This window comes from Pseudomonas sp. AC355 (assembly GCF_979258205.1).
This window is the reverse complement of record NZ_OZ409843.1, coordinates 2,742,374-2,768,805: the sequence shown is the minus strand read 5'-3', so window position 1 is coordinate 2,768,805 and position 26,432 is coordinate 2,742,374. Positions and strand designations below refer to the sequence as shown.

19 protein-coding genes, 1 other RNA gene and 2 pseudogenes are annotated in these 26,432 nt (G+C 62.9%); 9 read left to right on the top strand and 13 right to left on the bottom strand.

Going from position 1 to position 26,432, the window contains the following annotated elements; genetic code table 11:
• The first annotated feature begins 151 nt into the window (after positions 1 to 151).
• Entirely contained in the window at positions 152 to 1,018 is an 867-nt protein-coding gene (locus ACZ0AI_RS13080; protein ID WP_463562280.1) for a hypothetical protein, read from the top strand.
• A gap of 31 nt (positions 1,019 to 1,049) precedes the next feature.
• Here ACZ0AI_RS13080 and ACZ0AI_RS13075 read toward each other — a convergent pair whose 3' ends face one another.
• Entirely contained in the window at positions 1,050 to 2,000 is a 951-nt protein-coding gene (locus ACZ0AI_RS13075; RefSeq protein ID WP_463562279.1) for a threonine dehydratase, read from the bottom strand.
• Positions 2,001 to 2,080: 80 nt separating this feature from the next.
• On the opposite strand from ACZ0AI_RS13075, the gene ACZ0AI_RS13070 reads away from it, so the two are divergent.
• A complete protein-coding gene (locus tag ACZ0AI_RS13070) occupies positions 2,081 to 3,421 on the top strand; it encodes an aminotransferase-like domain-containing protein (RefSeq protein ID WP_463562278.1) in 1,341 nt (446 codons plus the stop codon).
• 44 nt (positions 3,422 to 3,465) lie between these two features.
• The gene (amn, locus tag ACZ0AI_RS13065; protein ID WP_463562277.1) at positions 3,466 to 4,974 is read left to right on the top strand and encodes an AMP nucleosidase; all 1,509 of its coding nucleotides are present in this window, start codon (positions 3,466 to 3,468) and stop codon (positions 4,972 to 4,974) included.
• A gap of 42 nt (positions 4,975 to 5,016) precedes the next feature.
• Here amn and ACZ0AI_RS13060 read toward each other — a convergent pair whose 3' ends face one another.
• From ACZ0AI_RS13060 to ACZ0AI_RS13030, 7 genes and pseudogenes are all read right to left on the bottom strand, one after another.
• Positions 5,017 to 5,241, bottom strand: a complete 225-nt coding sequence (locus ACZ0AI_RS13060; protein ID WP_463562276.1) for a hypothetical protein — start codon at positions 5,239 to 5,241, stop codon at positions 5,017 to 5,019.
• A gap of 171 nt (positions 5,242 to 5,412) precedes the next feature.
• A pseudogene (locus tag ACZ0AI_RS13055) lies at positions 5,413 to 7,179 on the bottom strand (sodium:solute symporter family protein).
• A 10-nt stretch (positions 7,180 to 7,189) separates the two neighbouring features.
• Positions 7,190 to 7,456 carry a DUF4212 domain-containing protein gene (locus tag ACZ0AI_RS13050; RefSeq protein WP_463562274.1) on the bottom strand — a complete coding sequence of 89 codons (267 nt, stop codon included), beginning with the start codon at positions 7,454 to 7,456 and terminating at the stop codon, positions 7,190 to 7,192.
• A 514-nt stretch (positions 7,457 to 7,970) separates the two neighbouring features.
• Positions 7,971 to 8,362, bottom strand: a transfer-messenger RNA (tmRNA) gene (ssrA, locus tag ACZ0AI_RS13045).
• Positions 8,363 to 8,466: 104 nt separating this feature from the next.
• Entirely contained in the window at positions 8,467 to 8,742 is a 276-nt protein-coding gene (locus ACZ0AI_RS13040) for a hypothetical protein (RefSeq protein ID WP_225838458.1), read from the bottom strand.
• A gap of 155 nt (positions 8,743 to 8,897) precedes the next feature.
• Positions 8,898 to 9,785: a cation diffusion facilitator family transporter gene (locus ACZ0AI_RS13035; RefSeq protein WP_463562273.1), complete on the bottom strand. Its 888-nt coding sequence runs from the start codon at positions 9,783 to 9,785 to the stop codon at positions 8,898 to 8,900.
• 59 nt (positions 9,786 to 9,844) lie between these two features.
• Positions 9,845 to 10,264: a polyribonucleotide nucleotidyltransferase gene (locus ACZ0AI_RS13030; protein ID WP_463562272.1), complete on the bottom strand. Its 420-nt coding sequence runs from the start codon at positions 10,262 to 10,264 to the stop codon at positions 9,845 to 9,847.
• A gap of 151 nt (positions 10,265 to 10,415) precedes the next feature.
• Between ACZ0AI_RS13030 and hrpB the strand changes: the two genes are divergently transcribed.
• Entirely contained in the window at positions 10,416 to 12,953 is a 2,538-nt protein-coding gene (gene hrpB, locus ACZ0AI_RS13025; RefSeq protein ID WP_463562271.1) for an ATP-dependent helicase HrpB, read from the top strand.
• Between the two features lie 216 nt (positions 12,954 to 13,169).
• Here hrpB and ACZ0AI_RS13020 read toward each other — a convergent pair whose 3' ends face one another.
• The 3 genes from ACZ0AI_RS13020 to ACZ0AI_RS13010 form a co-directional block, all read right to left on the bottom strand.
• Entirely contained in the window at positions 13,170 to 14,210 is a 1,041-nt protein-coding gene (locus ACZ0AI_RS13020; RefSeq protein WP_463562270.1) for an AraC family transcriptional regulator ligand-binding domain-containing protein, read from the bottom strand.
• The gene (locus ACZ0AI_RS13015; RefSeq protein ID WP_463562269.1) at positions 14,207 to 15,121 is read right to left on the bottom strand and encodes a GGDEF domain-containing protein; all 915 of its coding nucleotides are present in this window, start codon (positions 15,119 to 15,121) and stop codon (positions 14,207 to 14,209) included. The genes ACZ0AI_RS13020 and ACZ0AI_RS13015 overlap by 4 nt, the downstream gene beginning before the upstream one ends.
• Positions 15,122 to 15,189: 68 nt before the next feature.
• Positions 15,190 to 16,590 (bottom strand): purple acid phosphatase family protein, encoded by a 1,401-nt coding sequence (locus ACZ0AI_RS13010; protein WP_463562268.1) that lies wholly within the window; start codon positions 16,588 to 16,590, stop codon positions 15,190 to 15,192.
• A gap of 486 nt (positions 16,591 to 17,076) precedes the next feature.
• Between ACZ0AI_RS13010 and ACZ0AI_RS13005 the strand changes: the two are divergent.
• The 5 genes and pseudogenes from ACZ0AI_RS13005 (at position 17,077) to ACZ0AI_RS12985 (ending at position 23,578) form a co-directional block, all read left to right on the top strand.
• Positions 17,077 to 19,548 (top strand): annotated as a pseudogene (locus tag ACZ0AI_RS13005) (TonB-dependent receptor).
• A gap of 48 nt (positions 19,549 to 19,596) precedes the next feature.
• Positions 19,597 to 21,510, top strand: a complete 1,914-nt coding sequence (locus tag ACZ0AI_RS13000; protein ID WP_463562267.1) for a phytase — start codon at positions 19,597 to 19,599, stop codon at positions 21,508 to 21,510.
• Between the two features lie 88 nt (positions 21,511 to 21,598).
• Entirely contained in the window at positions 21,599 to 22,315 is a 717-nt protein-coding gene (gene tolQ / locus ACZ0AI_RS12995) for a protein TolQ (RefSeq protein WP_463562266.1), read from the top strand.
• A gap of 14 nt (positions 22,316 to 22,329) precedes the next feature.
• Positions 22,330 to 22,773 (top strand): protein TolR, encoded by a 444-nt coding sequence (tolR, locus tag ACZ0AI_RS12990; protein ID WP_463562265.1) that lies wholly within the window; start codon positions 22,330 to 22,332, stop codon positions 22,771 to 22,773.
• 1 nt (position 22,774) lies between these two features.
• Positions 22,775 to 23,578 (top strand): energy transducer TonB, encoded by an 804-nt coding sequence (locus tag ACZ0AI_RS12985; protein WP_463562264.1) that lies wholly within the window; start codon positions 22,775 to 22,777, stop codon positions 23,576 to 23,578.
• 195 nt (positions 23,579 to 23,773) lie between these two features.
• Here the strand turns inward: ACZ0AI_RS12985 and gudD are convergent, their stop codons facing one another.
• Both gudD and ACZ0AI_RS12975 read right to left on the bottom strand, forming a co-directional pair.
• Positions 23,774 to 25,120: a glucarate dehydratase gene (gene gudD / locus ACZ0AI_RS12980; protein WP_463566141.1), complete on the bottom strand. Its 1,347-nt coding sequence runs from the start codon at positions 25,118 to 25,120 to the stop codon at positions 23,774 to 23,776.
• Positions 25,121 to 25,359: 239 nt separating this feature from the next.
• Positions 25,360 to 26,400: a LacI family DNA-binding transcriptional regulator gene (locus ACZ0AI_RS12975; protein ID WP_463562262.1), complete on the bottom strand. Its 1,041-nt coding sequence runs from the start codon at positions 26,398 to 26,400 to the stop codon at positions 25,360 to 25,362.
• Positions 26,401 to 26,432 lie beyond the last annotated feature (32 nt).

Below are 26,432 nucleotides of genomic sequence, written 5' to 3'. Positions count from 1 at the left end.
ACGCCACCGTTTTCACAAAAAGCCCCGGCCGCGATGCCGGGGCTTTTTGTTTTCAGGTGTCATGACCGGTAACGCCTGGTTGCACCGCAGGTTCAAGTTTGCCTTCAACGAGCCGATTACATTGACACATTCGTCGGGCACAGGACGTAGCATGTCGACTATCACGCCCACCACCACGGCGCCCGTCAAGACCTCGGCCGCTCGTGCCAGCGGTGACGCATCCGCGACAACGTCGAGCGCTGCCAGCGAGCCTGAACAGCAGCGGCCCTCGGTCACCGTTACCCTCAGCGACTACGCGCAAAAGCGCATGAAGACCATGCGCGAAGCGTCGGCCAAGTTGCGCGCCATGCAGGCTAACCAGCAGGAGTCCCGTAAGGAGGCCGCCCGCCAGCGCCTTGAAGACATCAAAAAACGCATCGAGATGCTCAAGCAGTTGGTCATGGCCCTCGGGCCGAGCGCTGCGAAGGGAGCACTGCGACAGATCAAGCAGCTGGCTCAGGAGCTCGGCCAGGCGGCTTCAGTGCTTAAAGAGCCTTCCGGCGGCAGCGGCGGCGGCGCTCAGGCATCGATCGGCACTCGCGAAGGTGCTCAGGCAACTGAAACGGCCACTGCGGTCGATGCGGCCAGCGAGGTGCTGCCGGATGTCGAGGCCGACCCCGAAACTGCGATGGGTAGCGCCGCTGCAACGGAAGAACCGTCTACCGAGGATGGCGATGCCGAGGGTGAAGGCGACGGCGATGAGCAGGCGCAACCCCCCATGGAGCGAACCCGTAATGACCGCGACGACCAGCAACGCCGCGCCGATGCCGAAGAACTGAAAAAGGTCGCCCGTCAGCTCAAGCAACTGCTGGCCATGGTCAAGGCGCAGCTCAGCGCCGCGCCGGACGAGGAGAGCAAGAAGCTGCTCGGCGATATCGACAAGCAGCTAGCCGACGTCGAAAAGGCCGCCAGCGACATGGGTGGTGGCGGCGTTTCCATTTCGGTTTCTGTCGGTTCGACGGTGTCGATCAGCGTTTGAATCGCAGCGGTAGGGCTGGCTTCGCTGCGGGTTACGCGAGAATCGAGGCCAGGGCTGCGCGGTCGATATTGGCACCGCTGAGCACCACCGCCGCGCGCGCGCCCTGGTTGATTTCACGCTCCTGGATCAGTGCCGCCAGGGCGGCCGCTCCAGCGCCTTCGGCGAGGTTGTGGGTGTCTTCGTGGAGAATGCGAATTGCCTGGCGGATCTCGTCGTCATCGACCCGCACGATGCGCGCGGCACCGGCTCGGATGATCTCCAGCGCTTCTGGCTGTGGCATACGGCAGGCCATGCCATCAGCGATAGTGTCGGCACTGTCGGTACAGATGACCCGCCCGGCGGCGAAACTCTGTGCGTAGGCATCGGCGGCACTGCTCACCACCCCGATCACTTCGGTATCCAGGCCGAGCAGGTCACGGGTGCGGATTACCCCGCAGATGCCTGAGCCCAGGCCAATGGGCACATAGATGCGCTGGAGTGGCGGTGCTGCCTCGAACAGTTCCAGGGCGTAGGTGGCCACACCGCGGATCAGATCCGGGTGCAGCGAGGGTACAAAGTGTAGGCCGCGCTGCTCTGCCAGTTCCGCGGCTTTGGCGCGGGCCTCGTCGAAGTCGCGACCGTATTCGATCACCTCGGCGCCCAGGGCGGCCATGGCTGCATTCTTTTCACGGGCGTTGCCTTGCGGTACCACGATGCTGATCGACAGCCCGGCCTTGCGGGCGGCCAGTGCCATGCTTTGCCCGTGGTTGCCTCGGGTGGCCGACACCAGTCCTACGATTGCCGGTTCGCGGCGCAGCAGCGCATCCACATAGACCAGCCCGCCGCGCACCTTGAAAGCGCCCGTCGGCGTGTGGTTCTCGTGCTTGACCCACACTTCGCAGCCCAGCCGTTCGGCCAGCAGCGGCCAGGCGAACTGCGGCGTCGCCGGGACGTTCGGGCGAATCAGGGTGGCGGCTTGGCGTAGCGCTGCAAGGTCGAACATCTGGGAGCTCCCGGTTGGCTTTGACCTGATGCTACGGCCCTGTCATTGTATGGGTAAATGTTTATATTGCATGGCAAGCAATGTGGTTACCTGATCTGCAAGGCAGCTCGCTGCCGACTTATCTGGCGCTGGTCGAAGCGATTTCCAGCGCCATCGGCAAGGGCGAACTCAAACCCGGTGAGCGCCTGCCGCCGCAGCGCCGGCTCGCCTGGACGTTGGGCATCAACCCGAGCACGGTGATGCAGGCCTATCGCGAAGCTGCGCGGCGGCACCTGGTGTCCGGCGAGGTTGGGCGCGGCACCTACGTATTGGCGGATAGCCACGAAGCCAGCCTGTTCCACCTCAAGCAGCCCGGCCAGCCGGCGCAGGGCATCGACCTGTCGACCAACGTGCCTGTGCACGACGGCGACAGCGATGACCTGTCGCGCACCTTGCAGCACCTTATCGTGGAGGGCCGCATTGATGCGTTGCAGGCCTACGCGCCGGCCGAGCTGGAGCTGCGTGGGCGGCTGGCTGGCAGCCTGTGGCTGCAGCAGCGCGGTCTGCACTATCCGCCTTCGCAGGTGCTGCTCTGTGCCGGCGCTCAACAAGGTGTCACGGCGGCGCTACTGGCGTTGTGTGAGCCGGGCGATCCGGTGTTGGTCGAAGCCTTCACTGCGCCGGGCATCAAAGCCGCCGCGCGTCAGCTACGGCTGCCGCTGCACGGTGTGGGAATGGATGAGCGCGGAATTGTGCCCCAAGAGCTTGATCGCCAGATCCGCGCCACAGGCGCAAAGGTGCTGGTGCTCACGCCTTGCCTGCAGAACCCCACGGGCAGCAGCATGGACGCCGAACGACGCCAGCGTATCGCCGAACTGGTGGAGCGCCACGGCCTGTGGCTGATCGAGGATGACGTCTACGGCGCGTTGGGCAATCAGGCGCCGCTGACCGCAGCGGTAGAGGCGCGCAGCCTGTTGATTACCAGCCTGTCGAAAACTGTTGCGCCGGGGCTGCGATTGGGGTTCGTGCATGGCCCGGAAGCGCTGCTCAAACGCATCGATCCGCAAGGGCACGCCACCGGCTGGGCGGTCTCGCCGTTGTGCTTGACCCTGGCCTGCGAGTGGATAGAGGACGGCACCGCAGCGCGCAAATTGGCCTGGCAACGTGACGAGTTGCAGCAGCGCTGGCGGCTCGCCGCGCGGGTGCTCGGTGCACGTATGCCTCAGGGGCGCGAGGTCGCCCCGCACCTGTGGCTGGAGGGGCCCGATAGCCGTGACCTGGCTGCCGCTTGCCGGGCCGCAGGTGTCGACGTGGTGCCCGCCGAGGTGTTCGCCGTTGGCCCGGCTGCGGCCAGCGCGATTCGCATCAGCCTGGCTGCTGCCCGCAGCCGCGTGGAGCTCAAACAGGCACTGGAGTGCATCGTCGGCGCATGGCCGCAATGAGCGACGCTCGCGCACTTGCACCCTGGCTGTAATGCGTGTCAGCTATGCTGCGTGAATTCCACGATAAGGATCCATGCATGTCCCTTTCTACAGACGGTGCTTTTATCGTCGTCAACTCTGCCGAAGAAGCCGTCGACCGTCTGGCCGAGCTGCACCAGCGCGCCACCGAAGGCCTGAGCCAGGCGCTCAAGCGCTACCTGAAAGATCGCATCCGTCCTGATGCCGAGCAGCAAGAGCTGTTTCGCTACCCCGAACTGCGTGTGACCTACGATTGCCAGGGCGAGGTGCCGACCACCGTGCGCGCCTACGCCAAGGTGCAGGTGCCGGGCACCTACAGCATCACCATCACCCATCCGGCTGCCTTCCGCAAATACCTGCTGGAGCAACTGCGGCCGTTGATGGCGGATTTCACCCTGACCGTCGAAGTGGGTGTCAGCCAGCAGTACATTCCCTATCCGTACGTGGTGGAGCAGGGCGATGAGCTGGCCGGCTCCGGCGTGACCGCGGCAGAGCTGGCGCGGGTATTCCCCAGCACCGACCTGTCGGCCGCCACCGATGGCACCGCCGACGGCCTCTACGACTGGGAAAATACCGACCCGCTGCCGCTGGCGCTGTTCGACGCCGCCCGGGTGGACTTCTCCCTGCGTCGCCTGGTGCATTACACCGGCAGCGACTGGCGCCACGTGCAGCCATGGATTCTGCTGACCAACTATCACCGCTACGTCGACCAGTTCATTCGCAATGGTCTGGACATGCTCAATGGCGAGTCGCGCTTCGAGCGCATGGTGCTACCGGGCAACGTGGTGATCGAGCGGGGCATGCCCGAAGGCGAGATGCAGGCGATCATCGAGACCGTGGTTTGGCACCGCTACCAGATGCCGGCCTACCACCTGCAGGCCGCCGATGGCGATGGCATCACCCTGGTCAATATTGGCGTCGGCCCGTCCAACGCCAAGAACATCACCGACCACCTGGCCGTGCTGCGTCCGCATTGCTGGCTGATGATCGGCCACTGCGGTGGCCTGCGTCAGTCGCAGACCATCGGGGACTACGTGCTGGCTCACGCCTACATGCGTCGCGACGGCATTCTCGACCGGGTGCTGCCACCGCACATTCCGCTGCCGGCCCTGGCCGAGGTGCAGCAGGCGCTGCAAGATGCCGCCGCGCAGGTGACCGGCGAGCGTGGTGATGATCTCAAACGTCGGCTGCGCACCGGCACCGTACTGACCTACGACGACCGTAACTGGGAGCTGCGTTGGGCGCAGGAGCGTCCGCTGATCAACCTGTCACGGGCCGTCGCGGTGGACATGGAAAGCGGCACCATTGCCGCTCAGGGCTATCGCCTGCGCGTACCGTACGGCACTTTGCTGTGCGTGTCGGATAAGCCGCTGCACAGCGAGATCAAGCTGCCGGGCGCAGCGGGGGCCTTTTATGAGCGGGCGGTGACTCAGCACCTGCACATCGGCATCGCCGCCCTGGATTTGCTGCGCGGGCAACTCAACTCGTTGCACTCGCGCAAGCTGCGCAGTTTCGATGAGCCGCCGTTCCGCTGAAGGTCGCCGAAGGCTCCAGGCTCAAGCGAGGTGGGCTTGGAGCTACTTCTTCGGCTTGCCGACCATCATCCGCCAGCGGTTGCGGTTGAGCAGCACGTAACCGGTCAGTTGCATGCCCGCAGCTATCATCAGGCTACGGGTCAGATCCGGGTCAGTCGGGCTCGGCCCGTTGTAGATGGCGTACAGGGCATACACGACGCCGATCAGGCCAAGGATGAAGAACACCAGGCCGAGAATGGTCAGGCGATGAAGATTGCGTAGAGACATGGCAGAAATCGTCATGGATAACGGGCGGCCAAACTAACCCGGAATCGGTGGCTTCGCCAGTCGCTGTCGCCACACGTGCGGTGCGTGTCGATGTCCGGTAACGCGTTTTTGCGTAATTGGTACGAAAAAAAACGCCGGATTTCTCCGGCGTCTTTTATTTCTCGAGATACCTCAGTGATCCACTGCAGCTCCAGCGCCACGTGGTACGCGGATGTCTTCCACCAGGTGCTGGATGTGCTCCGGCGGCGGTGCTGTCATGCGCGAAACCACGAACGCGATGACGAAGTTGAAGATCATCCCCAGGGTACCGATCCCTTCTGGCGAAATACCGAACCACCAGTCGGCGGCGGTTGCCGTCGGGTCGATGAACTTGAAGTAGACGATGTAGCCGAAGGTGAAGGCCAGACCGACCACCATCCCGGCGATTGCACCCTCCTTGTTCATGCGCTTGTAGAAGATCCCCATGACGATGGCAGGGAAGAACGAGGCCGCAGCCAGGCCGAAGGCGAACGCCACCACCTGCGCCACGAAGCCCGGTGGATAGATGCCAAACAGACCGGCAATCACCACCGCGACACCCGCAGCGATACGTGCGGCGAGTAGCTCCTTCTTCTCGCTGATGCCAGGCATCAGGTTGCTCTTGAGCAAGTCATGAGAGATTGACGTGGATATCACCAGTAACAGACCGGCAGCGGTGGACAACGCCGCCGCCAAGCCGCCCGCGGCGATCAGTGCGATCACCCAGCCCGGCAGCCCGGCGATTTCCGGGTTGGCCAGTACCATGATGTCGTTATCGACATACACCTCATTGGTAGCCGCAGTTGGTGCGTTGGTGAGTAACCGCTGGCCTACGTCGCCTCGTTCGGCGGTGTAGGTCGGCTTGCCTGCGAAGGCGGCACCTGGGCCATACTGGATGACGCCATCGTTGTTTTTATCCAGCCAGCCAATAAGCCCGGCGTTTTCCCAGGTTTTGAACCAGGTAGGGACTTCTTCGTAGCTTGTATTGGGCACGCTGTTCAGCAGGTTGATACGGGCGAATGCCGCAACCGCTGGCGCCGTGGTGTAGAGGATGGCGATGAACAGCAGGGCGTAGCCCGCTGACTTGCGCGCATCCTTCACCGTCGGAGTGGTGAAGAAACGCACAATGACGTGTGGCAGGCCAGCGGTACCGACCATCAATGCCATGGTGATGAAGAACACATCGGTGGTGGACTTGCTGCCATCGGTGTAGGGCGTGAAGCCCAGCTCGGCGCCCAGGCCATTGAGGCGTTCGACAACGCTCTGGCCGGTACCGGTAACCTCGCTACCGAAACCCAGTTGTGGGATCGGATTGCCTGTGATCATCATCGAAATGAAGATCGCTGGAACCATGTAGGCGAAGATCATCACGCAGTATTGCGCCACCTGGGTATAGGTGATGCCCTTCATACCGCCGAGCACGGAGTAGAAGAACACGATAGCCATGCCAATGATTACGCCGGTTTCGATGTCCACTTCCAGGTAGCGCGAGAACACGATGCCAACGCCGCGCATCTGTCCGGCAACATAGGTGAACGAAATGAAGATAACGCACACCACCGCCACCATCCGTGCCGTCTGGGAGTAGTAGCGTGTACCGATAAACTCTGGAACGGTGAATTTGCCGAACTTGCGCAGGTAGGGCGCCAGGCACATGGCCAACAGCACGTAGCCGCCGGTTCAGCCCATCAGGTAGACCGAGCCATCGTAACCGGCAAAGGCAATGATCCCCGCCATTGAAATGAAGGAGGCGGCGGACATCCAGTCCGCACCGGTGGCCATACCGTTGAGTACGGGATGCACGCCTTTGCTGGCGACGTAATACTCGCTGGTGGAGCCTGCTCGGGTCCAGAGAGCAATACCGATATAGAGCGCGAAAGTGCCGCCAACGAACAAATAGATTAGAAACTGAGTACTCATATTGGCGGCCTCACTCTTCGTGTACGTTGTACTTGCGGTCGAGGCGATTCATCTTCCAGACATAGAAGAAGATCTCGAGCACAAACACGTAGATGGAGCCTTGCTGAGCGAACCAGAATCCCAGGGGGAAGCCGAACGCATTGATGGTGTTCAACTGATCGACGAAGAGTATTCCGCAGCCGAATGATACGGCGAACCAGATCACCAGCAGCCAGAGCATCAGCCGTAGGTTCTCTTTCCAATAGGCTGTGGCAGCCTCTTGCTTGGACAGGGCCATGTGAGCCTCCATAGGTTGTTATTTTTGTTATGGCACTATGAAACTAGCAGGCATGCGGTTTTATGCAGGTACGACTTTGGTCGTACGGTGCTTCGCCAGCGCTGTTACCGTTCCAGCGTAAGTCGTGTTGCTCTGCGCAATCTCCTCCGTGCCGGGGGGCGACTGGTTTGGCGCAGCATGCTGGCAAGGGATAAGTGCCCGGGTTTTCCCTTGCCAAGTCTTCCTACGACACATGGCGAGACTTTCCGCGTAAACCTATACGGCGATGGTGTGAGGGACTTCGCACCACTGCCAGTCTTGCGAACGCCAGCATTAAGGTCGCAGTGGGGCTGACGTTTGAGAGGGAGGTCAGGTACTTGTCGAGTAATGTCTACTGAGGTTGTGCGGGCAACCCCGCGTCAATGATCTGCTGGACAATGACTTGCATACCGGTACGGCTGTAGTGAGGTTACGACGACTTTTCGACACCCAAAGAAAAACCCCTGACTTTCGCTAGGAAAATCAGGGGTTTATTTGGTGGAGCCGGGGGGATTTGAACCCCCGTCCGCCAGTTCTCCACTGTCGGTACTACATGCTTAGCCGTGTCTATTAAGTTAATCCTCAGCCGCCCGACGGGCAGGGTGCTTTGGACGAGTTGTGTGAGTTTTAGCCGCTTCGTCCACAACGTACTACGCGGCGATCCTGTTCTGCATGACAATCACTTCAGGTTTACAGGCATCCCCTAGTGATCGCTGGAGCCGAAGCTACCAGAAGGACTAGTCGCGCCGCTTACGCAGCGAGAGCGTAGCCCTCGTAGTTTTCGTCATTGGCAACTATAGAAAGTTGCAACAGTGGATTTACGACTTCTGTTACCAAGTCGGCATGCACCTCGAGCTTCGCTACCGGCGTCGAATCCTAATCGGCCCCAAAAGCGTGCAAGGCGTGCAGTGTACGCCAAAGGTCAGGTGGAGTCGACCGGCATGCACTGCCCCTGCTGAATCAGGCCAGCGTTACGGCTGGCCTGGTTCTCATCAGCTGGTTGCGCCGCTGCCGTCGTCGCCTGGGGCGTCGAGCAGTTGCAGAGCACGCTCAGCGTGAGTGCCACAGGCTTTCAGGTCGCCAGCAGCCTGAGCATCGGTGGCTTGCTTCTTGGCTTCTTCAACCTGGGATTTCAGCGGGTCGGCGATGGTGGCTTTGGCGGCCACGGCATTGTCGAGTTTCTGCAGGTTGACGGTGCACAGGTCATCGGCTGCGAAGGCTGGTGCGGCCAGTACGGCAGCAATGACGAACATGGATACGCGCTTCATGTGGTAATCCTCTCATCACGAATAGGTTCCCGGTGCCGCCCTGCTTGAGGGTGAGGAGAGCCGGGAGCGACCAACCCAAATCATTTGGGCTTACTGAAGCTGACTGGCCTTTCGTGCCGAGGGTTCAGTGTTTTTCTGGTGGCGCATGGCCTGCATCAAGTTGGTGCAGATAAATCCAGTGGATCGGCGTGTACCAGCACCTCTGCCTGGGCGAATTCGCTGCGGATAGCATCCTCGACCTGTTCGCACAGCGCATGGGCTTCATTGAGGCTCAGGCTGCCCGGCAGATCGACGTGCAACTGCACGAACCAGCGGGTGCCGGACAGGCGCGTGCGCAGGTCGTGGATGCCGATGACGCCGGGCACCGCGCAGGCCAGTTCGCTCATGCGCGTGCTGACGTCGGGGTCGAGCTCCTGATCCATCAGCACGCTGACCGACTGGCGGGCGATGCTGAAGGCGCTCCACAGGATGTAGGCGGCGATGCCGATGGCGAACAGGGCGTCGCCCTGTTGCCAGCCGAAATAGGCGAGCAGCAGAGCGAGGAGGATGCCGCCGTTGAGCAGCAGGTCGGAGCGGTAGTGCAGCGAGTCGGCATGGATCGCCGTGGAGCCGGTCTGCTGCACTACATGGCGCTGGAACAGCAGCAGGGCCACGGTGAGCGCCATGGACAGCAGCATCACCGCGATACCCAGCGCCTGCGCATTGAGCGGCTCGGGGTGGCGCAGGCGGTCGACGCCCTGTACCGCGACGAGTATCGCGCTGGCGCCGATGAACAGTGCCTGGCCCAATCCGGCGAGGGCTTCGGCCTTGCCATGGCCGTAACGGTGATCGTCATCGGCGGGACGCAGGGCGATGTTCACAGCGATCAGATTGAGCAGTGAGGCGGCGCTGTCGAGCAGCGAGTCGGTGAGGCCGGCCAGCAAGCTGACCGAGCCACTGGCCCACCAGGCGACGGCCTTGCACAGCACCAGCGTCAGCGCTACGCAAAGTGCGGCGGCAGTAGCTTGACGCATCAGGCGGGCGTGCTGGCGGTCGACGCTCATGGGTTATCCATGCTGTAAGCGGAGGGCGAGCCCGTCGTCTGCAACGGGCCGCAGGCAGGTCAGGCAGCGGGGCGCAGGCCGTAAGCGGCTAATTGTTCGCTGCTGCCGCTGTGCTGGATCAGGCGCGGATCGTCGAGCGGCAGGCTGTGGCCGGTTTGGGTTTCGATCAGGGCCTTGAGCTTGGCGGTGTCGACCTTGCCATCGGCATCGACCACGTCCTTTAGGGAGTCTGGGCTGACCTGGGCGCTGAGGCCACCTGGCAGGTAGATCGCGCCAGTGGCGAAGTCGACACCGAAGGCGATCAGGCCGGGGATCACGTAGAACAGGATGCCGATGGCGTTGAGGCCGACGATGAGCGGGTCGACACGGCCTTCGATCTGCCCGCGACGATCCGGATAGAAGAGGGTGCCGCAGGCGGTAAGTTGAGTGAACAACGTAACGGCGAGAACGCCGCCGATAACACGGGATTTCGTGCGCATCGAGCACCTCCAGAAAAAGTGGACGCCACTATAGCAAGGCACTGATTGCAAAGCTGCTGTGGCGCTGCGAACACGTAGCTTCCGATGCCATCTGACCGGCGAAGCCAGGAGGCGGTTCGCCGTATAATCGCCGGCCGATGATGGAGCCTTGATGAATAACCTGCCGATCGATTCCCTGCTGCCCGACCTCTGCCGCGCCCTGGCCGACCGCGATGAGGTGGTGCTCGAAGCGCCGCCTGGCGCCGGCAAGACCACCCGCGTGCCGTTGGCTGTGCTCGATCAGCCGTGGCTGGCCGGGCAGCGCATCATCATGCTCGAACCTCGTCGTCTGGCCGCGCGTGCCGCTGCCGAGCGGCTGGCCAGCGAGCTTGGCGAGGCGGTCGGCGAGACCGTGGGTTATCGCATTCGCCTGGACAGCAAGGTCGGCCCGCGCACGCGTATCGAGGTGGTCACCGAGGGCATCCTCGCCCGGCGCCTGCAGGATGACCCAGCGCTGGAGGGCGTTGGCCTGGTGATCTTCGACGAATTCCACGAGCGTAGCCTGGACGCTGATCTGGCCCTGGCGCTGACCCTCAACGGTCGAGCGATGTTTCGCGGCGCCGACAGTGGCGAGGCGCCGCTCAAGGTGTTGCTGATGTCGGCCACCCTGGAGGGCGAACGCCTGGCCGAGTTGCTCGACGATGCCCCGGTGCTGCGCAGCGAAGGGCATATGTACCCGGTGGATACCCGCTGGGGCGCACCCTGGCAGGCGGGCGAGTGGCTGGAGCCGAAAGTATTGCAAACCGTGTTGCAGGCGCTGGCCGATGAACCGGGCAGCCTGCTGGTGTTCCTGCCCGGTCAGGCGGAGATCCGGCGGGTGGCCGAACAATTGGGCGAGGCGCTGGCCGAGCGATCCGATGTGCGCGTCTGTCCTCTGCATGGTGAGCTGGAGCTGTCGGCCCAGCGTGCTGCCATCGAACCGGCACCGGCCGGGCTGCGCAAGGTGGTGTTGGCGACCAATATCGCCGAGACCAGCCTGACCATCGACGGCGTGCGCGTGGTGGTGGACGCCGGCTTGGCACGAGTGCCGCGTTTCGACCCGGGCAGCGGCATGACGCGTTTGGATACCCAGCGCATTTCCCGAGCTTCTGCCACCCAGCGCGCCGGCCGTGCCGGGCGTCTGCAGCCGGGTGTGTGCTACCGGCTGTGGTCGCAGGCTCAGCATGAGCAATTGTCTGCCTATTCCTCGGCGGAAATTCTCCAGGCCGACCTGGCGGGGCTGGCGCTGCAACTGGCGCGCTGGGGCGTTGAAGTCGACGAACTGGTGTGGCTCGACCCACCGCCTGCCGCTGCCTACGCCCAGGCTCGAGAGCTGCTGCAGCGCCTCGGCGCACTCGATGTCCGTGGCGCGCTGACCGCCCATGGCCAGGCCATGGCCGAGCTGCCGGCGCATCCGCGTATCGCTCATCTGTTGCTGCGTGGGCAGGCCCTTGGTCTGGGCGAACTGGCCTGTGATCTGGCGGCACTGCTGGGCGAGCGCGACATACTGCGCGGAGCTGGCGCCGATCTGCACAGTCGCCTGGCCCTGCTCTCTGGGGAGCGCAGCGCAGGGGGAGGCGCCGCCCGAGGTGGCGTGCAGCGAACCCGGCAACTGGCTCGGCAGTTCCAGGGCTACCTGCGCCGCGTACCGGTCAGCGAGGCGGTCAGCGACCCCGCGCATGGCCGCTGGCTGGGTGCGTTACTGGCCTTCGCCTACCCGGATCGTGTCGCCCGGCAGCGTCGCGAGGGCGGCGCCGAATACCGCCTGGCCAATGGCCGCGCGGCGCTGTTCAACGAAGCAGATGCTCTGATGAAGCACGCCTGGCTGGTGGTCGCCGACCTGGGCAGCCGCCAGGGACAGCGCGAAGAGCGCATCTACCTGGCCGGTGAACTGGAGCCGGCGCTGTTCGATTCGGTGCTGGTCGAACAGGTGGCCAACCAGGATCTGCTCGAGTGGGATGAGCGCGAAGGTGTGTTGCGTGCCGAGCGGCAGCGCAAGGTGGGCGATCTGGTGTTGTCCAGCGAGGCGCTGGCAGGGCTGAGTGCTGAAGCGCGCACCGCCGCGTTGGTCAATTTGGTGCGCCGCAAGGGCCTGGCGCTGCTGCCGTGGACGCCCGAGCTGCGCCAGTGGCAGGCGCGGGTCATGCTGCTGCGCGGGCTCGATCTGCGGAGCCAGGCAAGCAGCGAGTGGCCGGACGTTTCGGATCCGGCACTGCTCGCCAGCCTGGATGCCTGGCTGGCGCCGTATCTGGGCAAGGTCACCCGGCTGAGCCACTTCGGCAACCTCGACCTGCCGTCGATGCTGCAAACCCTGTTGCCCTGGCCGTTGCCCCAGCGCCTAGACGAATGGGCACCGCGCAGCCTGCCGGTGCCCTCCGGCTCGCGCATCGGCCTGGATTACAGCGAACACCCACCGGTCTTGGCGGTGCGCCTGCAGGAACTGTTCGGCCTGGGCGAGACGCCGCGCATCGCCAATGGCCGGCAGCAGGTACTGCTGCATCTGCTATCCCCGGCACGCCGACCGGTGCAGGTGACCCAGGACCTTGCCAACTTCTGGCGCACCACCTATGCCGAGGTGAAGAAGGATTTGAAGGGGCGGTACCCGAAGCACTACTGGCCGGACGATCCATTGATCGCCGAGCCCACGGCGCGGGTCAAACCGCGTAAGTAACTGTGCGGCTCAACCTAGGCGCTAGGGCAATCTGGCCGAGAGCTTTACTCACGCGGCCCGAGCCTTTATTCAGAGCGACCGCCGCTTCGTAGCCTGTGGTTGAGCGAAGCGATACCCAGGGTTGCGATTTCCCGGGTATCGCTTCGCTCAACCACAGGCTACGGGATTCGGGTCACCTGGCGGGGCTCTGTCAGCCGAAGTCGCGCGGCTTGATCCTCACCCACACAGCAGCCCGCCCAGGTCGCTTGGCACGCGCCCAGTCCAGCGTTTGAATGAGCGGCGCAAGTTGGTGATGTCGTTGAAGCCCAGGTACTGGGCGACTTCTTCGTTGCTGTAGCCCTTTACCTGGTAGAGGTACAGAGCGAGGTCGCGACGCGTGTGGTCGAGTTGCTCCTGAAAGTGCGTGTGGTGTTTGCCGAGCCGGCGTTTGAAGGACGCCGGGCTGGTATCGAAGGCTGCGGCGACCCGTTCCAGGCTCAGTGGATGGCGGATGTGCTGGCTGAGGTGCTCGTGCAAGCGATCAAGAAAACTGGCCTGCCAGCCCCAGGCATGTAGTTGCTCGCTGCAGCTGTGACGAGCCACCAAGGCGCCAGTGGAACCAGCGGCTGGCCAGGCGCGCAGCAGGTATTCGCGAGGCAGGCTCATGACGGTCGATGGGCGCTCGAAGCTCAGGCTATCGCCCAGGTGCACCCAATACTGCTCGACGTAGGCAGGCTCCATGTAGGCAAACTGGAAGCGCCATGGCAGGCGTTCGTGCTGCTGGCGTCGGGCGAGGGCGACCACTGCGGTCATGCTCGCTTCGAGCAAGAAGGTGGTCAGCTCGCCAGCGCCGCAACTGTCGCGCCAGTAGAGGTGCAGATAGTGCTCGTCCAGGTGCATGACGGGCGTCAGCAGCGGTGAAAGCAGTGCCCGGTATTCACTGATCCGATCCAGTGCCTGCAGCAGATTGTCAGCCTGTTCGAGTAGTTGGCTACCTGCGCCGTAATGCCCGGGCCACAGACGTTGACCGAATAGAAAGCTGGTGTCGGGCGAGCCGAGCAGACGCCTTGCGTTGTCAATCAAACGCAGGAATTGTTGCGGGCTGATCAGCGCACGACCGGTGACCACATCGTCATAGAACAGCTCGCAGCCACGCAACAGGTTATGCGTGTCGATGCGTCGCGACCTGGCAAGGTCTATCAACACCGCGGGCAGATGGTGCGCGGCGATGAAACGGTTATCGGCGTCATAGCCGCCTTGCAGCGGGGGCAGGCTCATGCGCTGCGCGCCAGGCGAGGTTTGGCCTGAGCGAGGGAGGTATTAAGGCGTTTGAGCAACTGCGCTTCGTCTTCGTCCAGCGCCATTACCACAGCGGTTGTGGCCTGCAAGTACAGGCGCTCACCGTGGCGTTGAGTGCGATGAGCAAGGTTGGCGATGCTCTGGCGCATGTCGTCGGCCATTATCCTTGCCTGGCTCTCGCCGGTGTCCGGCAGCACCGCGACGAAGCGGTCGCCGGCCAGTCGGCAGAGCATGTCTTGCTGGCGCAGGTTGAACAGCAGCAACTGCGCCATCACCTGCAGCACCTGGTCGCCTTCTTCCTGGCCGTAGCGCTGGTTGATCTGGTTGAAATCGTCCAGGTCGATAGCGATCAGCGACAACGGGCGCTGCTCGGCCTCTGCCTGCTCAAGCGCCTGTTGCAAGTGCTGGCGCAGGTATTGAGCGCCGGCGAGGGGGATGAGCGTGTCGAACAGACGATGCTCGCGGAACAGCTGTTCGCGCTTGCTCATCTGCGCGCTGATGGCGCGTTGTTCCTGTTGCAGGTGATACATGCCCAGAGTCAGCAACAACATGCCCACCGGCATGGGGGCGGTTTCCAACCAGTTGTCCCACACGGCTTCAGATGGCAGGCGAATGAACTCGTCCAAGGTGTCCATCCACATCGAAAACGCGGTGCAGCACAGGCCCAGCGACAGCAGACGGGTCACCCGCCCGGCGGGTCGGCCACGCAGCAGCATGTACAGCCAGCCGCAGAGAATCACGCAGGTGCCGCCTTCGCCGGCCACATCCATCCAGTTGATCTCGGCCCAGTACTTGATGTTGCCGGCCGCCAGGTAGATCAGCAGGCCGCCGTTGGCCGCCAGGAATAAACCGCCAAGGGTCATGCCATGCATTTTCAACAGCGACTTCATGGTGCATCTCCTGCCGCCGATTGCGGGTGCGCCGAGCATGCCCGGCGAATATCTCAGAACGATGACGCTCACTTGTCCTTGGCAGAGCAGGGCAAACCATCCGGCCCGGTCTCGCCCTGGCAGAAGCGCTCGTTCTGCTTTTGCAGCCGTGGCTCGTGCAGGGTTTTGTTGCCGCTGGCATCGCGCTGTATATCGAAGGCGTCGTAGAGCCGGTCGTCAGCCGTGTAGGCGCGCACGCTCAGGCGGTTCTGCTCGACGCTGATGGTCTGGAACAGTTGGGTGTCTTCGGCAGTGCGATCAGGCTGCGTACGGGCGCGATCATTGAGGCCGTACATTTTCGAGCCGGTAACCGAGACCATGTACACCGGGCCGATAGGCTGATTGGTCTGCTGTGCCTTGGCGCTGGCATCGCGGCCTGCTTCGTGGGTCAGGCGGCTGTAGCAGTGGTCGTGGCCCTGCAGCACCAGGTCCACCTTGTAGCGTTCGAGCAGCGGCTTCCAGGCGGCCTTGAGTTCTTCAGTGTCTTCGGGGCGGGCGCAGGTGTAGATCGGCTGGTGCATGACCACGATGTTCCAGGTTGCCTGGCTGCTTTTCAGCGCGTTCTCCAGCCAGCTGGTTTGTGCGTCGAGCGTGCCGAGGTCTAGTGCCGAGGTGCCATCGAGCACCACGAAACGAACCCCCTGATAATCGGTGAAGAAGCTGGTGTCACTGACACCTTGCGCGCCGTTGCGTGGCAGGGCGAACTGGGCGGGAAAGTGCGGGCCGAGGGTGCGGCTTTCGCTGCCGTCGGCCAGCAGGGTGTCGATGTATTCATGGTTGCCGGCTGCCGTCACTTGCGGAATGGCGGCGTAGGCCCAGCCGCCTGCCTGGTTCCATTCGCCCCATTCGTCGTCGTGGGCAAGTTCTTCCCGTGAGGCGACTAGGTCACCAGCATGCACCACCAGCGCAGGACGCGCCACGCTGCGTAACGCCTGGCGAATGGTGCGCGAGGCGACGGCGAGGATGTTGTTCTGGGTATCACCCAGATACAGGAAGGTGAACGGCGCGAAGTCTTCCCGCGCGGTGCGAAATTGTTGCCACTCGCTCCAGCCAGCACTGCCTTTCACGCGGTACACGTAGGTAGTATCGGGCGTCAGTTGTTCTAGGCGCACCTGGTGGTAATTGGACGGGCCGTTGTCGCTGTCCAGGCGACGGGTGGTGCCGCTGAGCTGCTTGGCCTGGGCGGTGAGTTGCGGCCCGGCAAGCGCCGGCCCGAACTCCAGCAGTGCTTCGCTTTGCTGCACATCCGTACGGAAGCTGACCGCCATTTGCACGGCTGCGTTCTGGCCGGGCGTTAGCACGATGCGGTCGGCGAGATTGCCCGCTGCATAGGGCTGGCCTACGGAGCGCGGTACGGCCTCGTTGGCAAGCGTTGACGAGGCGGCCAGTGCACAGGCGAGCAATGATGCATACAACAGGGAGCGAGACATTCGCGATTCCTCATGAGCCGTTCGGCGTGATGGGGCGTCACGGAAACAAAGCCACATGACGGTTCGGTGAATTCATGGGGGGTCGATTCGGCTCATCTGATCGCTGCAGGCGAGGGCACTTTTTTCAGGATGAATTCAGCTTGGCGCGTGTGCACCTGCACGGCGATAGCGAGGTGGATGGCCCATCGTGGGCAAGGTTAGATGCTCATGTTTCTTGATGGGAGATGCGTCGAGCCCGCCCGTTCGCGAGCATTGTGGGTGTTGTCATCCCTCGTTGATGAAAGGCTGCTCAGTCGTCGAGAGGTCACGCTCGCCTGCGGGAGTTGGGGGTCAATCGAGCTCAAAACGCGCTGAATTGCGTTTGAAAATACCGCTTTAGAGGCATTGCCACGCCGTGTGTCATGCAAGTGCCACAAATGATTTCTAACGTCCGCAGCCATTCCTGGTATCGCCAGGGGCCATTGGAACGAGGGATTCAAGGTGGCAATGCCTTTTCGTCAAATCCGTAATGCCGGATTCAGGGTCAGCCTGCTGACCATCGCCATAAGCGCTGCGCCAGCCTGGGCAGAGGAAGAAGCGGTCGAGCGTGTCGAGGTGATCGGCCAGGCCGCGAGTATCGACAAGGCACTGCGCGAGCAGAAGAGCGCCGACAGCATCAAGAGCGTGGTGCATGCCGATGGCGTCGGCCAGCTGCCGGACGACAACGCCGCCGAAGCGCTGCAACGCATCCCCGGCCTGTCGGTCGAGCGCGATCAGGGCGAAGGCCGTTTCGTCAGCGTGCGTGGTATCGCGCCGGATCTGAACAGCGTGACTATCAATGGCACCCTGGTACCTGCCCCGGAAGGCGATCGTCGCGCCGTGGCGCTCGATGTTCTGCCGGCCGAACTGGTGCAGTCGCTGTCGGTGGTCAAGAGCCTGACTCCGGACATGGATGCCAACTCCCTCGGCGGCACCATCGAGGTGGAAAGTCTCTCGGCGTTCGACCATGACGGCCTGTTCTACACCTTCTCCGCCGAAGGCAGCCACGACACCAACGTCAGCGAGAACAGCCCGAAATTCTCCGGCGCGATCAGCGACCGCTTCAGCCTCGGTGACGGCACCGACAACTTTGGCGTGGCTGCGGCGTTCAGCTGGCAGAAGCGCAAGTTCGGATCGGAAAACGTCGAGACCGGCGGCAACTGGGATTTCTCCGATGGCGCCCGGCTCAATGAGGTTGAGCAGCGTGATTATGAAATCACCCGTGAGCGCACTGGCTTCGGTCTGAACTTCGACTACCAGCCGGACGACTACTCCAACTACTACCTGCGCACCCTGTACAGCAAGTTCAAGGACACCGAGACCCGCAACGCGGCAGGTGTCGAGTTCGCCGACCCACAAGCTTCCGGCGAACGCGGCGATGCCGAGGGCTGGCGCGACCTGAAATCGCGCCAGGACACTCAGGAGATCCAGTCCTACGTGATCGGCGGTGAACGCATGATCGACCTGTGGACGCTCAGCGGCCAGGCCGGTTACAGCCAGGCCACCGAAAAGGATCCGGGCGGTATTGCCGGTGCCAAGTTCGTGGGGGATTTCGAAAACGTCGGCTTCGATGGCACGCGCAAACCCTATGTCAGCGTGGGTAGCGATTTCTACGACCCGGCTTCCTTCACGCTCGATGAGGTAGAGGTGGAGAAGGTCAACGGCAAGGATCAGGAAAAGAACATTCGCCTGGATCTGGCCCGTGACTATGACCTCAGCGGCAACGCCGCACAGGTCAAATTCGGCGGCAAGCTCAGCCGGCGTGACAAGACCAGCGATACCGAGGTCTGGGTCTACGACGACTTTTCCGGCGTCGATCTGGGTGGTTTCCAGAGCGGCAACGTCGATTACTCCCTGGGCAACTATGGCAATGGCATCAGCGCCGGGGCGATCAAGGATCTGATCGGCGGCCTGGATCGGGATGCGTTCTACGACGAGGAAAACTCGCGCATCAATGACTTCGACATGCGCGAAGACATCAACGCCGCCTACCTGATGAACAGCCTCGACGTCGATGACTGGCGCTTCATCGCGGGCCTGCGCTACGAAGGCACCGAGTTTGAAGCCAAGGGTACCGGCCTGCGTGACGGTGTGTACGAAAACACCCAGAGCAAGAACCGCTATGACCATTGGTTGCCTGGCTTGCATGCGCGTTATCAGTTGTCGCCTTCCACGGCCATCCGCGCTGCCTGAACCAATACCGTGGTGCGGCCGACCTTCGGCCAACTGGCGCCGGGCTTCGCCATCGACGGTGGCGATGCTTCCTTCGGCAATCCTGATCTCAAGCCACTGGAGTCGATGAACTTCGACCTTGGCATCGAGCATTACATGGGCCGCGCCGGTGTGCTGTCCGGGTTCGTGTTCTACAAGGACATCGACAATTTCATCTACAACACCGACCTCGCCGGTACCGGAGCCTGGGCCGATTTCGATGAAGCGCTGAGCTTCGAGAACGGCAGCAGCGCCAAGCTCTACGGCGTCGAGTTGGCCTACTCGCAGAAATTCGACTGGCTGCCTGAGCCCTGGAATGGCGTGCTGGCGGGCGCCAACCTGACCCTGAGCAAATCCGACGCGAGCATCGAGGGTCAAAGCGCCAAACGTTCCATCGAGATGCCCAACCAGTCCGATACCGTCGGCAACGTCATGCTCGGCTGGGAGAACGATCGCTTCAACATGCGTGTGGCGGCCAACTACAAGTCCAGCTACCTGTACGAGATCGGCTCCATTGAAGACAAGAATCAGGATCTGTATGTCGACGATCAACTGTTCGTCGACTTCAAGGCCGGTTACTTCCTCACGCCGGATCTGCAACTGACCTTCGAGGCCCAGAACATCACCGACGAGTCCTACTACGTCTACACCGGGCGCCACGGCTACAACGCCCAGTACGAAGAGTACGGCCCGACCTACAAGGTTGGCCTGACCCTCACGCATTTCTGATGATCATCGAGGGCGCCCGGTGCGCCCTCTCAAGGACTCCTTGTTCCCATGCGTATGTTCAATCTGTCCCTGTTGGGGCTGTGCGTTGCGCTGGCCGCTTGCCAGAGCACTACCGCGACACAACCGGTGTCTACCCTGGCGCCAACGATCTCTATCAACGATGCGCTGATCGAGACCGAAAGCACCCAGTGGCTCGCACCGCAGTCATTCCTGGCAAACGCCGAACGCCTGCAAATCGGCCCCAAAGCCCTGCAGGTGATCGACCGCAACGCTAAGGTGCTCAGCGAGTTTTCCGGCCGTTTCGAAACGCTCGACCATCGTGCAGATGATAGTGGCCTGCTGGTCGCCACCCTCGACAAGAAGCGTCAGCAGGCGCTGGTGACAAGGCTGCAAGGCGATGCGTGGGGCAACGCCCATTACCTGCCGAAAACACGTTTTGCCATCGAGGGGCTGTGCCTGTACCGCGACAGCGCGCGCAACGACTATCTGTTTCTGGTGGGCGAAGAGGGCATTGGCGAGCAATGGCTGGTTGCCGAAAACGGACGGCCGCTGAATGAAGCGCGCCAGGTTCGCGCTTTGAGCCTGCCGCCGGAAAGCGGCTTCTGTCAGGTCGATGACCGCAGCGAAAGCCTGTACGTCAACGAGGAAAATGTCGGTGTCTGGCGTTACCAGGCTGGCGCCGAAGCGCCGCTAGTGCGTGCGCCGGTCGAGCTGCTCGCACCTTTTGGTGCGCTGGTTGAAAGTGCAGCGGGCATGGCGGTGCTGCCCGATGCCCTGTTGCTGCTCGATTCTGCAGCGGCGAACCTGCATCTGTATCAGCGCAGTGCCGAGCAGTGGCAGCGTGCTGGTGTGGTGAAGCTAGATGGCCTCAAGGAGCCGGAGCAGGTCAGCGCCCGGGCCACGGCCAAGGGCCTTGAGCTACTACTGATCGATGATGACGGAACACGTAGCGCAACCCTGAATTGGGCGCCGAAAGTGACGCCGCAAGCGACAGTCATCGCGCAGATCGCCCCGCTGGTTCAGACCGATGGCGTGCCCAGCCTTGGCGATGCAGCGGATGATCCGGCGATCTGGGTCAACACCCTTCATCCCGAACGCAGCCGCGTGCTGGGCACCGACAAGAAAGGTGGCTTGCTGGCTTATGACTTGGCGGGCAAGCAGGTGCAGAACCTGCGCGTAGGCCGCCTCAACAACGTCGATATCCGTCCCGGCTTCCAGCTTGGCAATCGTCAGGTGGATCTGGCTGTGGCCAGTAACCGCGATCACAACAGCCTGCACCTGTTCGCCATCGATCAGGCCAGCGGCGAGCTCAGCGATATCGGCCAGCTCGCCACGCCGCTCGAGGAAATCTACGGGCTGTGTCTTTTCAAGGATCGCCAGGGCGCCATCCACGCTATCGCCAACGACAAGGACGGTACCTTCCTTCAATACCGCCTCGCCGGTAATAGCGGCAAGGCGACCGGCCAGTTGGTGAGGCGCTTCAAGACCGAGACCCAGCCGGAAGGCTGCGTGGCCGATGACCGTAACGAGCGCCTGTACATCGGTGAGGAAGACGTGGCGGTGTGGGCGCTGGATGCCCGCGGCGATGCGCAGACCTCGCTGGAGAAAGTCATCGCCATTGGTGGCCCGCTCAAGGACGACATCGAGGGGCTAGGGCTCTATCACGGCAAGCAGCGCGACTACCTGGTGATTTCCAGCCAGGGCAACGACAGCTACGTAGTGGTCGAGGCCAAGGCGCCCTACACGCTACGCGGCAGTTTCAAGGTTGGCCTGAATGCCGAGCTGGGCATCGACGGCGCTTCGGAAACCGACGGCCTGGAAGTCACCTCGGCCAACCTTGGTGGGCCATGGAGCGCCGGCCTGCTGGTGGTGCAGGACGGTCGCAAGCGCATGCCCGAAGGTAATCAGAACTACAAATACGTGCCCTGGTCGGCGGTCGCCGACGCGCTGGGGCTGGAATGAGGTGCCGGACGTCGCGCCTGTCATCAGCGCGCAACGTCCCTGTCTTCCAATGTGAGCCATGGTGCTCGTGCAACCGAAGGAATCCATGATGCAAAACCAACCCCACCTCGAACACATGACCGTCTGGGGCCTCATCACCGAGGCCAGCATCGTGGTGCAGGCCGTGATGCTCTGCCTGGTGCTGGCATCGCTGATCAGCTGGTACCTGATCGTTCAGCGCGGCGCGGTGCTGCGCCGTAGCGAGCGTCTGGCGAAGACCTTTCTCAAGCGTTTTCGCAGTGATGAAATCGGCGGGCTCTACCGCGAAGGCACACAGCAGGAACTACCGGCGGACGCCGCCCTGCAGCGTATCTTTCTCGCCGGTTATCAGACCTTCAACCAGTTGCAGCCGCATGCCGGCAACAACCCGGACAGCGTGCTCGACGGCGTGGAGCGCAGCCTGCACGTGGCCATCGCCGAGCAGGAGGAGCGCCTGGAAAAAGGTCTGCCGTTCCTTGCCACCGTGGGGTCGGTCAGCCCGTACATCGGCCTGTTCGGCACCGTGTGGGGGATCATGAATTCATTTCTCGGTCTGTCCCAGGTGCAGCAGGCGACCCTCTCGACCGTGGCGCCAGGTATCGCCGAGGCGCTGATCGCCACTGCCATCGGCCTGTTCGCAGCCATCCCGGCGGTGATGGCTTACAACCGTTTCTCGGCGCGCACCCAGACCCTGATCGCCCGCTACTACGCCTTTGGCAACGAACTGCAGGGCCGTCTGCACCGTCGTCTTAACGGTACGGCGCCAAGCATGGCCGCCGCTGCCTGAGGAGGGATTTTCCCATGCTGGTCAGACCGACGAAAAAACACGGCCTGAAAGCCGAAATGAACGTGGTGCCTTACATCGACGTGATGCTGGTACTGCTGGTGATCTTCATGGTCACCGCGCCGATGCTGGTGCAGGGTGTACAGATCGAACTGCCCAAGGTGCCCGCCGAAGCGCTGCCGACGCCGAACGAGCAGCGCATCGTCACGCTCTCGGTCAAGGATGACGGCACTTACTACTGGAACCTGGGCAGCGAAGTGGACACCGAGTCGCAAACCGACAGCGCAGTGGACAAGGCGCAGATGGGCGCCAAGATCGCCAGTATCGTTGCCGAAAACCCGGAGACCCAGGTGTATATCCGTGCCGACCAGAATGCCGACTATGGCGCCGTGGTCGCTGGTATCGCCGAACTGCAGCGTGGCGGCGTCAGCCGTCTCGGGCTGATCACCGAGGCGCCCTGAGATGAATACCCAGACCCTGGAACTGCACGAGCCGCGTTTCTCCTGGCCTGCCTGGCGCGAGCACAGTTTCGCGTTGGGTGTGGCGGTGGCGTTGCATATCGGTCTGGCGTTCGTGTTGCTCAACCTGTCGCACAACGCACCGATGCCGCCTGTGGTTTCTGCGGTGATCACCACTCAGTTGGTCTCGCTGCCCGCGCCGGCCGTGCAACCACCGCCGCCAGCCGCTGCACCCATGCCGACAGTGACAGCGCCAGAACCGGCGCCAATGCCGGAACCGGTGGTCGAGAAGCCTCAGGTACAGAAGGCGGATCTGGCGCTCAAGCGTGTGCAACAGGAACAGCAGGAAAAGCAGCAGCGCATCGAACGTGATCGCCAGCAGCAACGCCGTGACGAAGCCCTGCGCCAAGAGCAGGTTGTGCGAGAGGAGCAGCAGCGTCAGACGCGCGTGCATGAACAGCAACTCGCCCAGGCCCGGCAGGCTGAGGCGCAGCGACAAACAGCCGCCGCGGCCGCGCGTGCCGAAGCAGCTGCTGTCAGCCGTCAGTACCTGCCGATCGCCAAGGATGCCCCGGACTATCCCCAGCGCGCCCTGGATCGCAAAATCGAAGGGGAGTGCACCGTGGCTTATCGAGTGAACGTCCAGGGCCGGGTGGAAGACCCTCAGGTGGTAGGCGACTGCCACCCGCTGTTCGTCAAACCCTCACTGGCAGCAGCGAAGAGCTTTCGCTACCAACCAAAGGTGGTCAACGGCCAGGCGGTCGCCGTGGCGAGCGTGAAGAACACCTTCACCTACAAGATTCAGTAAGACGATCCCCGTAAAAGGGGGGGGCGCAACGTAGCCTGGGTCGAGAGAAGCGAAACCCAGGATTGCGAGTCCCCGGGTGTCGCTGCGCTCGACCCAGGCTACAAGGGCGAATGTCGCTTAGAACCGTAGCCTGTGGTTGAGCGAAGCGATACCCAGGGCAATATCCCCGGGTATCACGATCGCTCAGGAGGCTGCTCAGCGCACCAGGCAGGGCTTCTTGTTATCGAAGGTCCAGCCGCTAATCAGGTACTGCATGGCCACGGCGTCGTTGCGCGCGCCCAGGCCCATGCCCTTGTAGCACTCGTGGGCCTTCGCCACGGCGTCCATGTCCAGCTCCACGCCGAGGCCCGGTTTCTGAGGCACCTTGACCAGCCCCCCTTCGATACGGAACGGCTCCTTGGTCAGGCGCTGGCCGTCCTGCCAGATCCAGTGGGTGTCGATGGCGGTGATCTTGCCCGGCGCGGCGGCAGCCACGTGGGTGAACATGGCCAGCGATACGTCGAAGTGGTTGTTCGAGTGCGAGCCCCAGGTCAGGCCCCAGTCGTTGCACATCTGCGCCACACGCACCGAACCCTGCATGGTCCAGAAGTGCGGGTCGGCGAGGGGAATGTCGACCGATTGCAGCTGGATCGCATGGCCCATCTGGCGCCAGTCGGTGGCGATCATGTTGGTCGCGGTCGGCAGGCCGGTGGCACGGCGGAACTCGGCCATCACCTCACGGCCCGAGTAGCCATTTTCGGCGCCGCAAGGGTCTTCGGCATAGGCGAGCACGTGATGTTGGTCACGGCACAGGCGGATGGCTTCCTGCAGCGACCAGGCGCCGTTGGGGTCGAGGGTGATGCGTGCATCCGGGAAGCGTTCGGCCAATGCGGTGACCGCTTCGATTTCCTCATCGCCGCGCAGCACGCCGCCCTTGAGTTTGAAGTCCTTGAAGCCATAACGCTCGTAGGCGGCTTCGGCGAGGCGCACCACGCCCTGGGCGTCCAGCGCTTCTTCGTTGCGCACCTGGAACCAGGCGTTGTCGGCATCGGCTTCCTGGCGATAGGGCAGGTCGGTTTTCTTGCGGTCGCCGATATAGAACAGGTAGCCGAGCATTTCCACGGCATCGCGCTGCTGGCCTTCACCGAGCAAGGCGGCCACCGGGACTTCCAGGTGCTGGCCGAGCAGGTCGAGCAGGGCGGCCTCCACGGCGGTGACGGCGTGGATGGTGATGCGCAGGTCGAAGGTCTGCAGGCCACGGCCGCCGGAATCGCGGTCGGCGAAGGCCTGGCGCACCTGGCCGAGCAGCTTCTGGTACTGGCCGATGGATTGGCCGATCAGCAGTTGGCGGGCGTCTTCCAGGGTCTGGCGAATGGCCTCGCCGCCCGGCACTTCACCGACGCCGACGTGGCCTGCGTTGTCGCGCAGGATCAGCAGGTTGCGGGTGAAGTAGGGCGCGTGACCACCGCTCAGGTTGAGGAGCATGCTGTCGTGCCCGGCAACCGGGATGACCTCCAGAGAGGTGATGACCGGGGTACCTGTATGAGTGTTGTTATTGTTCATCGCTTGACTCCTGTTGCCGTGGTCGGCGTTGCGGATGGTCTGGCTGCCTCGCCGGGCAGCAGTAACGGTGTCGCAGGTGGTGAAAAAGATAACGTTATCATCATAGACAGATAACGTTATCATTCAAGCACGAACTTTGTGATTTTTGCTCACGGTAGTGTTCAAGATGTGGTCGCATGCGATAGCCCGTAGCCTGGGTTGAGCCGCGCGATACCCAGGCTACGAGAGGCGGTTTCCCGTCAGGCCGTGCTGCCGCGTTCGATGATTGCGAACCCGGTGTCCATTGGCGCCTCGGCGCTTTGGCCGTCGAAGCGGCGCAGCAGGGCTTCGGCGACCTGCCGGCCCATCTCCGTGGCATTGACGCTCACTGTTGAAAGCGCAGGGTTGGCGAACTGGCCGTTGAGGGTGTCGCCGAAGCCCAGTACTGCGAGGTCGCCGGGCACACTCAGGCCTCGGCTCGCAGCCTCTGCCAGCACGCCGAGGGCTACGGTATCGGAACTGCAGAAGATGAAGTCCGGCGTTTCACCGGCATCCAGCAAGTTGGCCAGACCTTTACGGCCGACTTCCCAGGTGGCGGGCAGCGGCAGTGTCTGCACCGCGACAGTGTCGGCGCCCAGGGTGCTAAGCCGTTCGATCACCGCGTTGCAGCGTCGCAAGGCACGAGGATCATCGACGCCGATTACTGCCCAGCGGCGATACCCTTGGGCGAAGAAGTGCTCGGCCACGGCGGCGCCAACCCGCTCGTGGGAGAAGCCCACCTGCATACCCAGCCCGTCATCGCTTAAATCCCAGGCTTCGACCACCGGAATCCCGGCAGCCGCCAGACGCTCGCGGCTGGCCTGGGTATGAAAGGTGCCGGTGAGCACGATGCCGTCAGGGCGGCGGCCGAGAATCGCCGCGAGCAAGGCTTCCTCATATTCGGGGGTGTAGCCACTTGGCCCGACCAGGGTGTGATAACCGGCTTCGGCGAGGCGATCCATGATTGCCTGCACCACGCTGGCGTAGATCGAGTTGGCGATGGTCGGCAGCACGATGGCCACCAGGCGGCTTTTGCTGGTCGCCAGGCCACCAGCCATCAGGTTGGGCACGTAACCCATGGCTCGCACCACTTCCAACACGTGCTCGCGGGTGGCATCGCTGACCAGCTCCGGGCGCTGGATCGCCCGCGACACGGTGATCGGCGACACACCGGCCTTGAGCGCCACGTCCTTGACCGTGATCGGCAGGGCGCTGAGGTCTCCGCGGTCTTTGGCCAGCTCTCTGCGCGATTTTCTTGCCACGGGGTCGTCTCGGTCTTGAACGGTGGATTGTC

What these genes read in the sequence shown, in the direction of transcription:
- ACZ0AI_RS13080 (WP_463562280.1), top strand. Translation starts at nt 152, where the DNA reads ATGTCGACTATCACGCCCACCACCACGGCGCCCGTCAAGACCTCGGCC.
- ACZ0AI_RS13075 (WP_463562279.1), bottom strand. Translation starts at nt 2,000, where the DNA reads ATGTTCGACCTTGCAGCGCTACGCCAAGCCGCCACCCTGATTCGCCCG.
- ACZ0AI_RS13070 (WP_463562278.1), top strand. Translation starts at nt 2,081, where the DNA reads ATGTGGTTACCTGATCTGCAAGGCAGCTCGCTGCCGACTTATCTGGCG.
- amn (WP_463562277.1), top strand. Translation starts at nt 3,466, where the DNA reads ATGCTGCGTGAATTCCACGATAAGGATCCATGCATGTCCCTTTCTACA.
- ACZ0AI_RS13060 (WP_463562276.1), bottom strand. Translation starts at nt 5,241, where the DNA reads ATGTCTCTACGCAATCTTCATCGCCTGACCATTCTCGGCCTGGTGTTC.
- ACZ0AI_RS13050 (WP_463562274.1), bottom strand. Translation starts at nt 7,456, where the DNA reads ATGGCCCTGTCCAAGCAAGAGGCTGCCACAGCCTATTGGAAAGAGAAC.
- ACZ0AI_RS13040 (WP_225838458.1), bottom strand. Translation starts at nt 8,742, where the DNA reads ATGAAGCGCGTATCCATGTTCGTCATTGCTGCCGTACTGGCCGCACCA.
- ACZ0AI_RS13035 (WP_463562273.1), bottom strand. Translation starts at nt 9,785, where the DNA reads ATGAGCGTCGACCGCCAGCACGCCCGCCTGATGCGTCAAGCTACTGCC.
- ACZ0AI_RS13030 (WP_463562272.1), bottom strand. Translation starts at nt 10,264, where the DNA reads ATGCGCACGAAATCCCGTGTTATCGGCGGCGTTCTCGCCGTTACGTTG.
- hrpB (WP_463562271.1), top strand. Translation starts at nt 10,416, where the DNA reads ATGAATAACCTGCCGATCGATTCCCTGCTGCCCGACCTCTGCCGCGCC.
- ACZ0AI_RS13020 (WP_463562270.1), bottom strand. Translation starts at nt 14,210, where the DNA reads ATGAGCCTGCCCCCGCTGCAAGGCGGCTATGACGCCGATAACCGTTTC.
- ACZ0AI_RS13015 (WP_463562269.1), bottom strand. Translation starts at nt 15,121, where the DNA reads ATGAAGTCGCTGTTGAAAATGCATGGCATGACCCTTGGCGGTTTATTC.
- ACZ0AI_RS13010 (WP_463562268.1), bottom strand. Translation starts at nt 16,590, where the DNA reads ATGTCTCGCTCCCTGTTGTATGCATCATTGCTCGCCTGTGCACTGGCC.
- ACZ0AI_RS13000 (WP_463562267.1), top strand. Translation starts at nt 19,597, where the DNA reads ATGCGTATGTTCAATCTGTCCCTGTTGGGGCTGTGCGTTGCGCTGGCC.
- tolQ (WP_463562266.1), top strand. Translation starts at nt 21,599, where the DNA reads ATGCAAAACCAACCCCACCTCGAACACATGACCGTCTGGGGCCTCATC.
- tolR (WP_463562265.1), top strand. Translation starts at nt 22,330, where the DNA reads ATGCTGGTCAGACCGACGAAAAAACACGGCCTGAAAGCCGAAATGAAC.
- ACZ0AI_RS12985 (WP_463562264.1), top strand. Translation starts at nt 22,775, where the DNA reads ATGAATACCCAGACCCTGGAACTGCACGAGCCGCGTTTCTCCTGGCCT.
- gudD (WP_463566141.1), bottom strand. Translation starts at nt 25,120, where the DNA reads ATGAACAATAACAACACTCATACAGGTACCCCGGTCATCACCTCTCTG.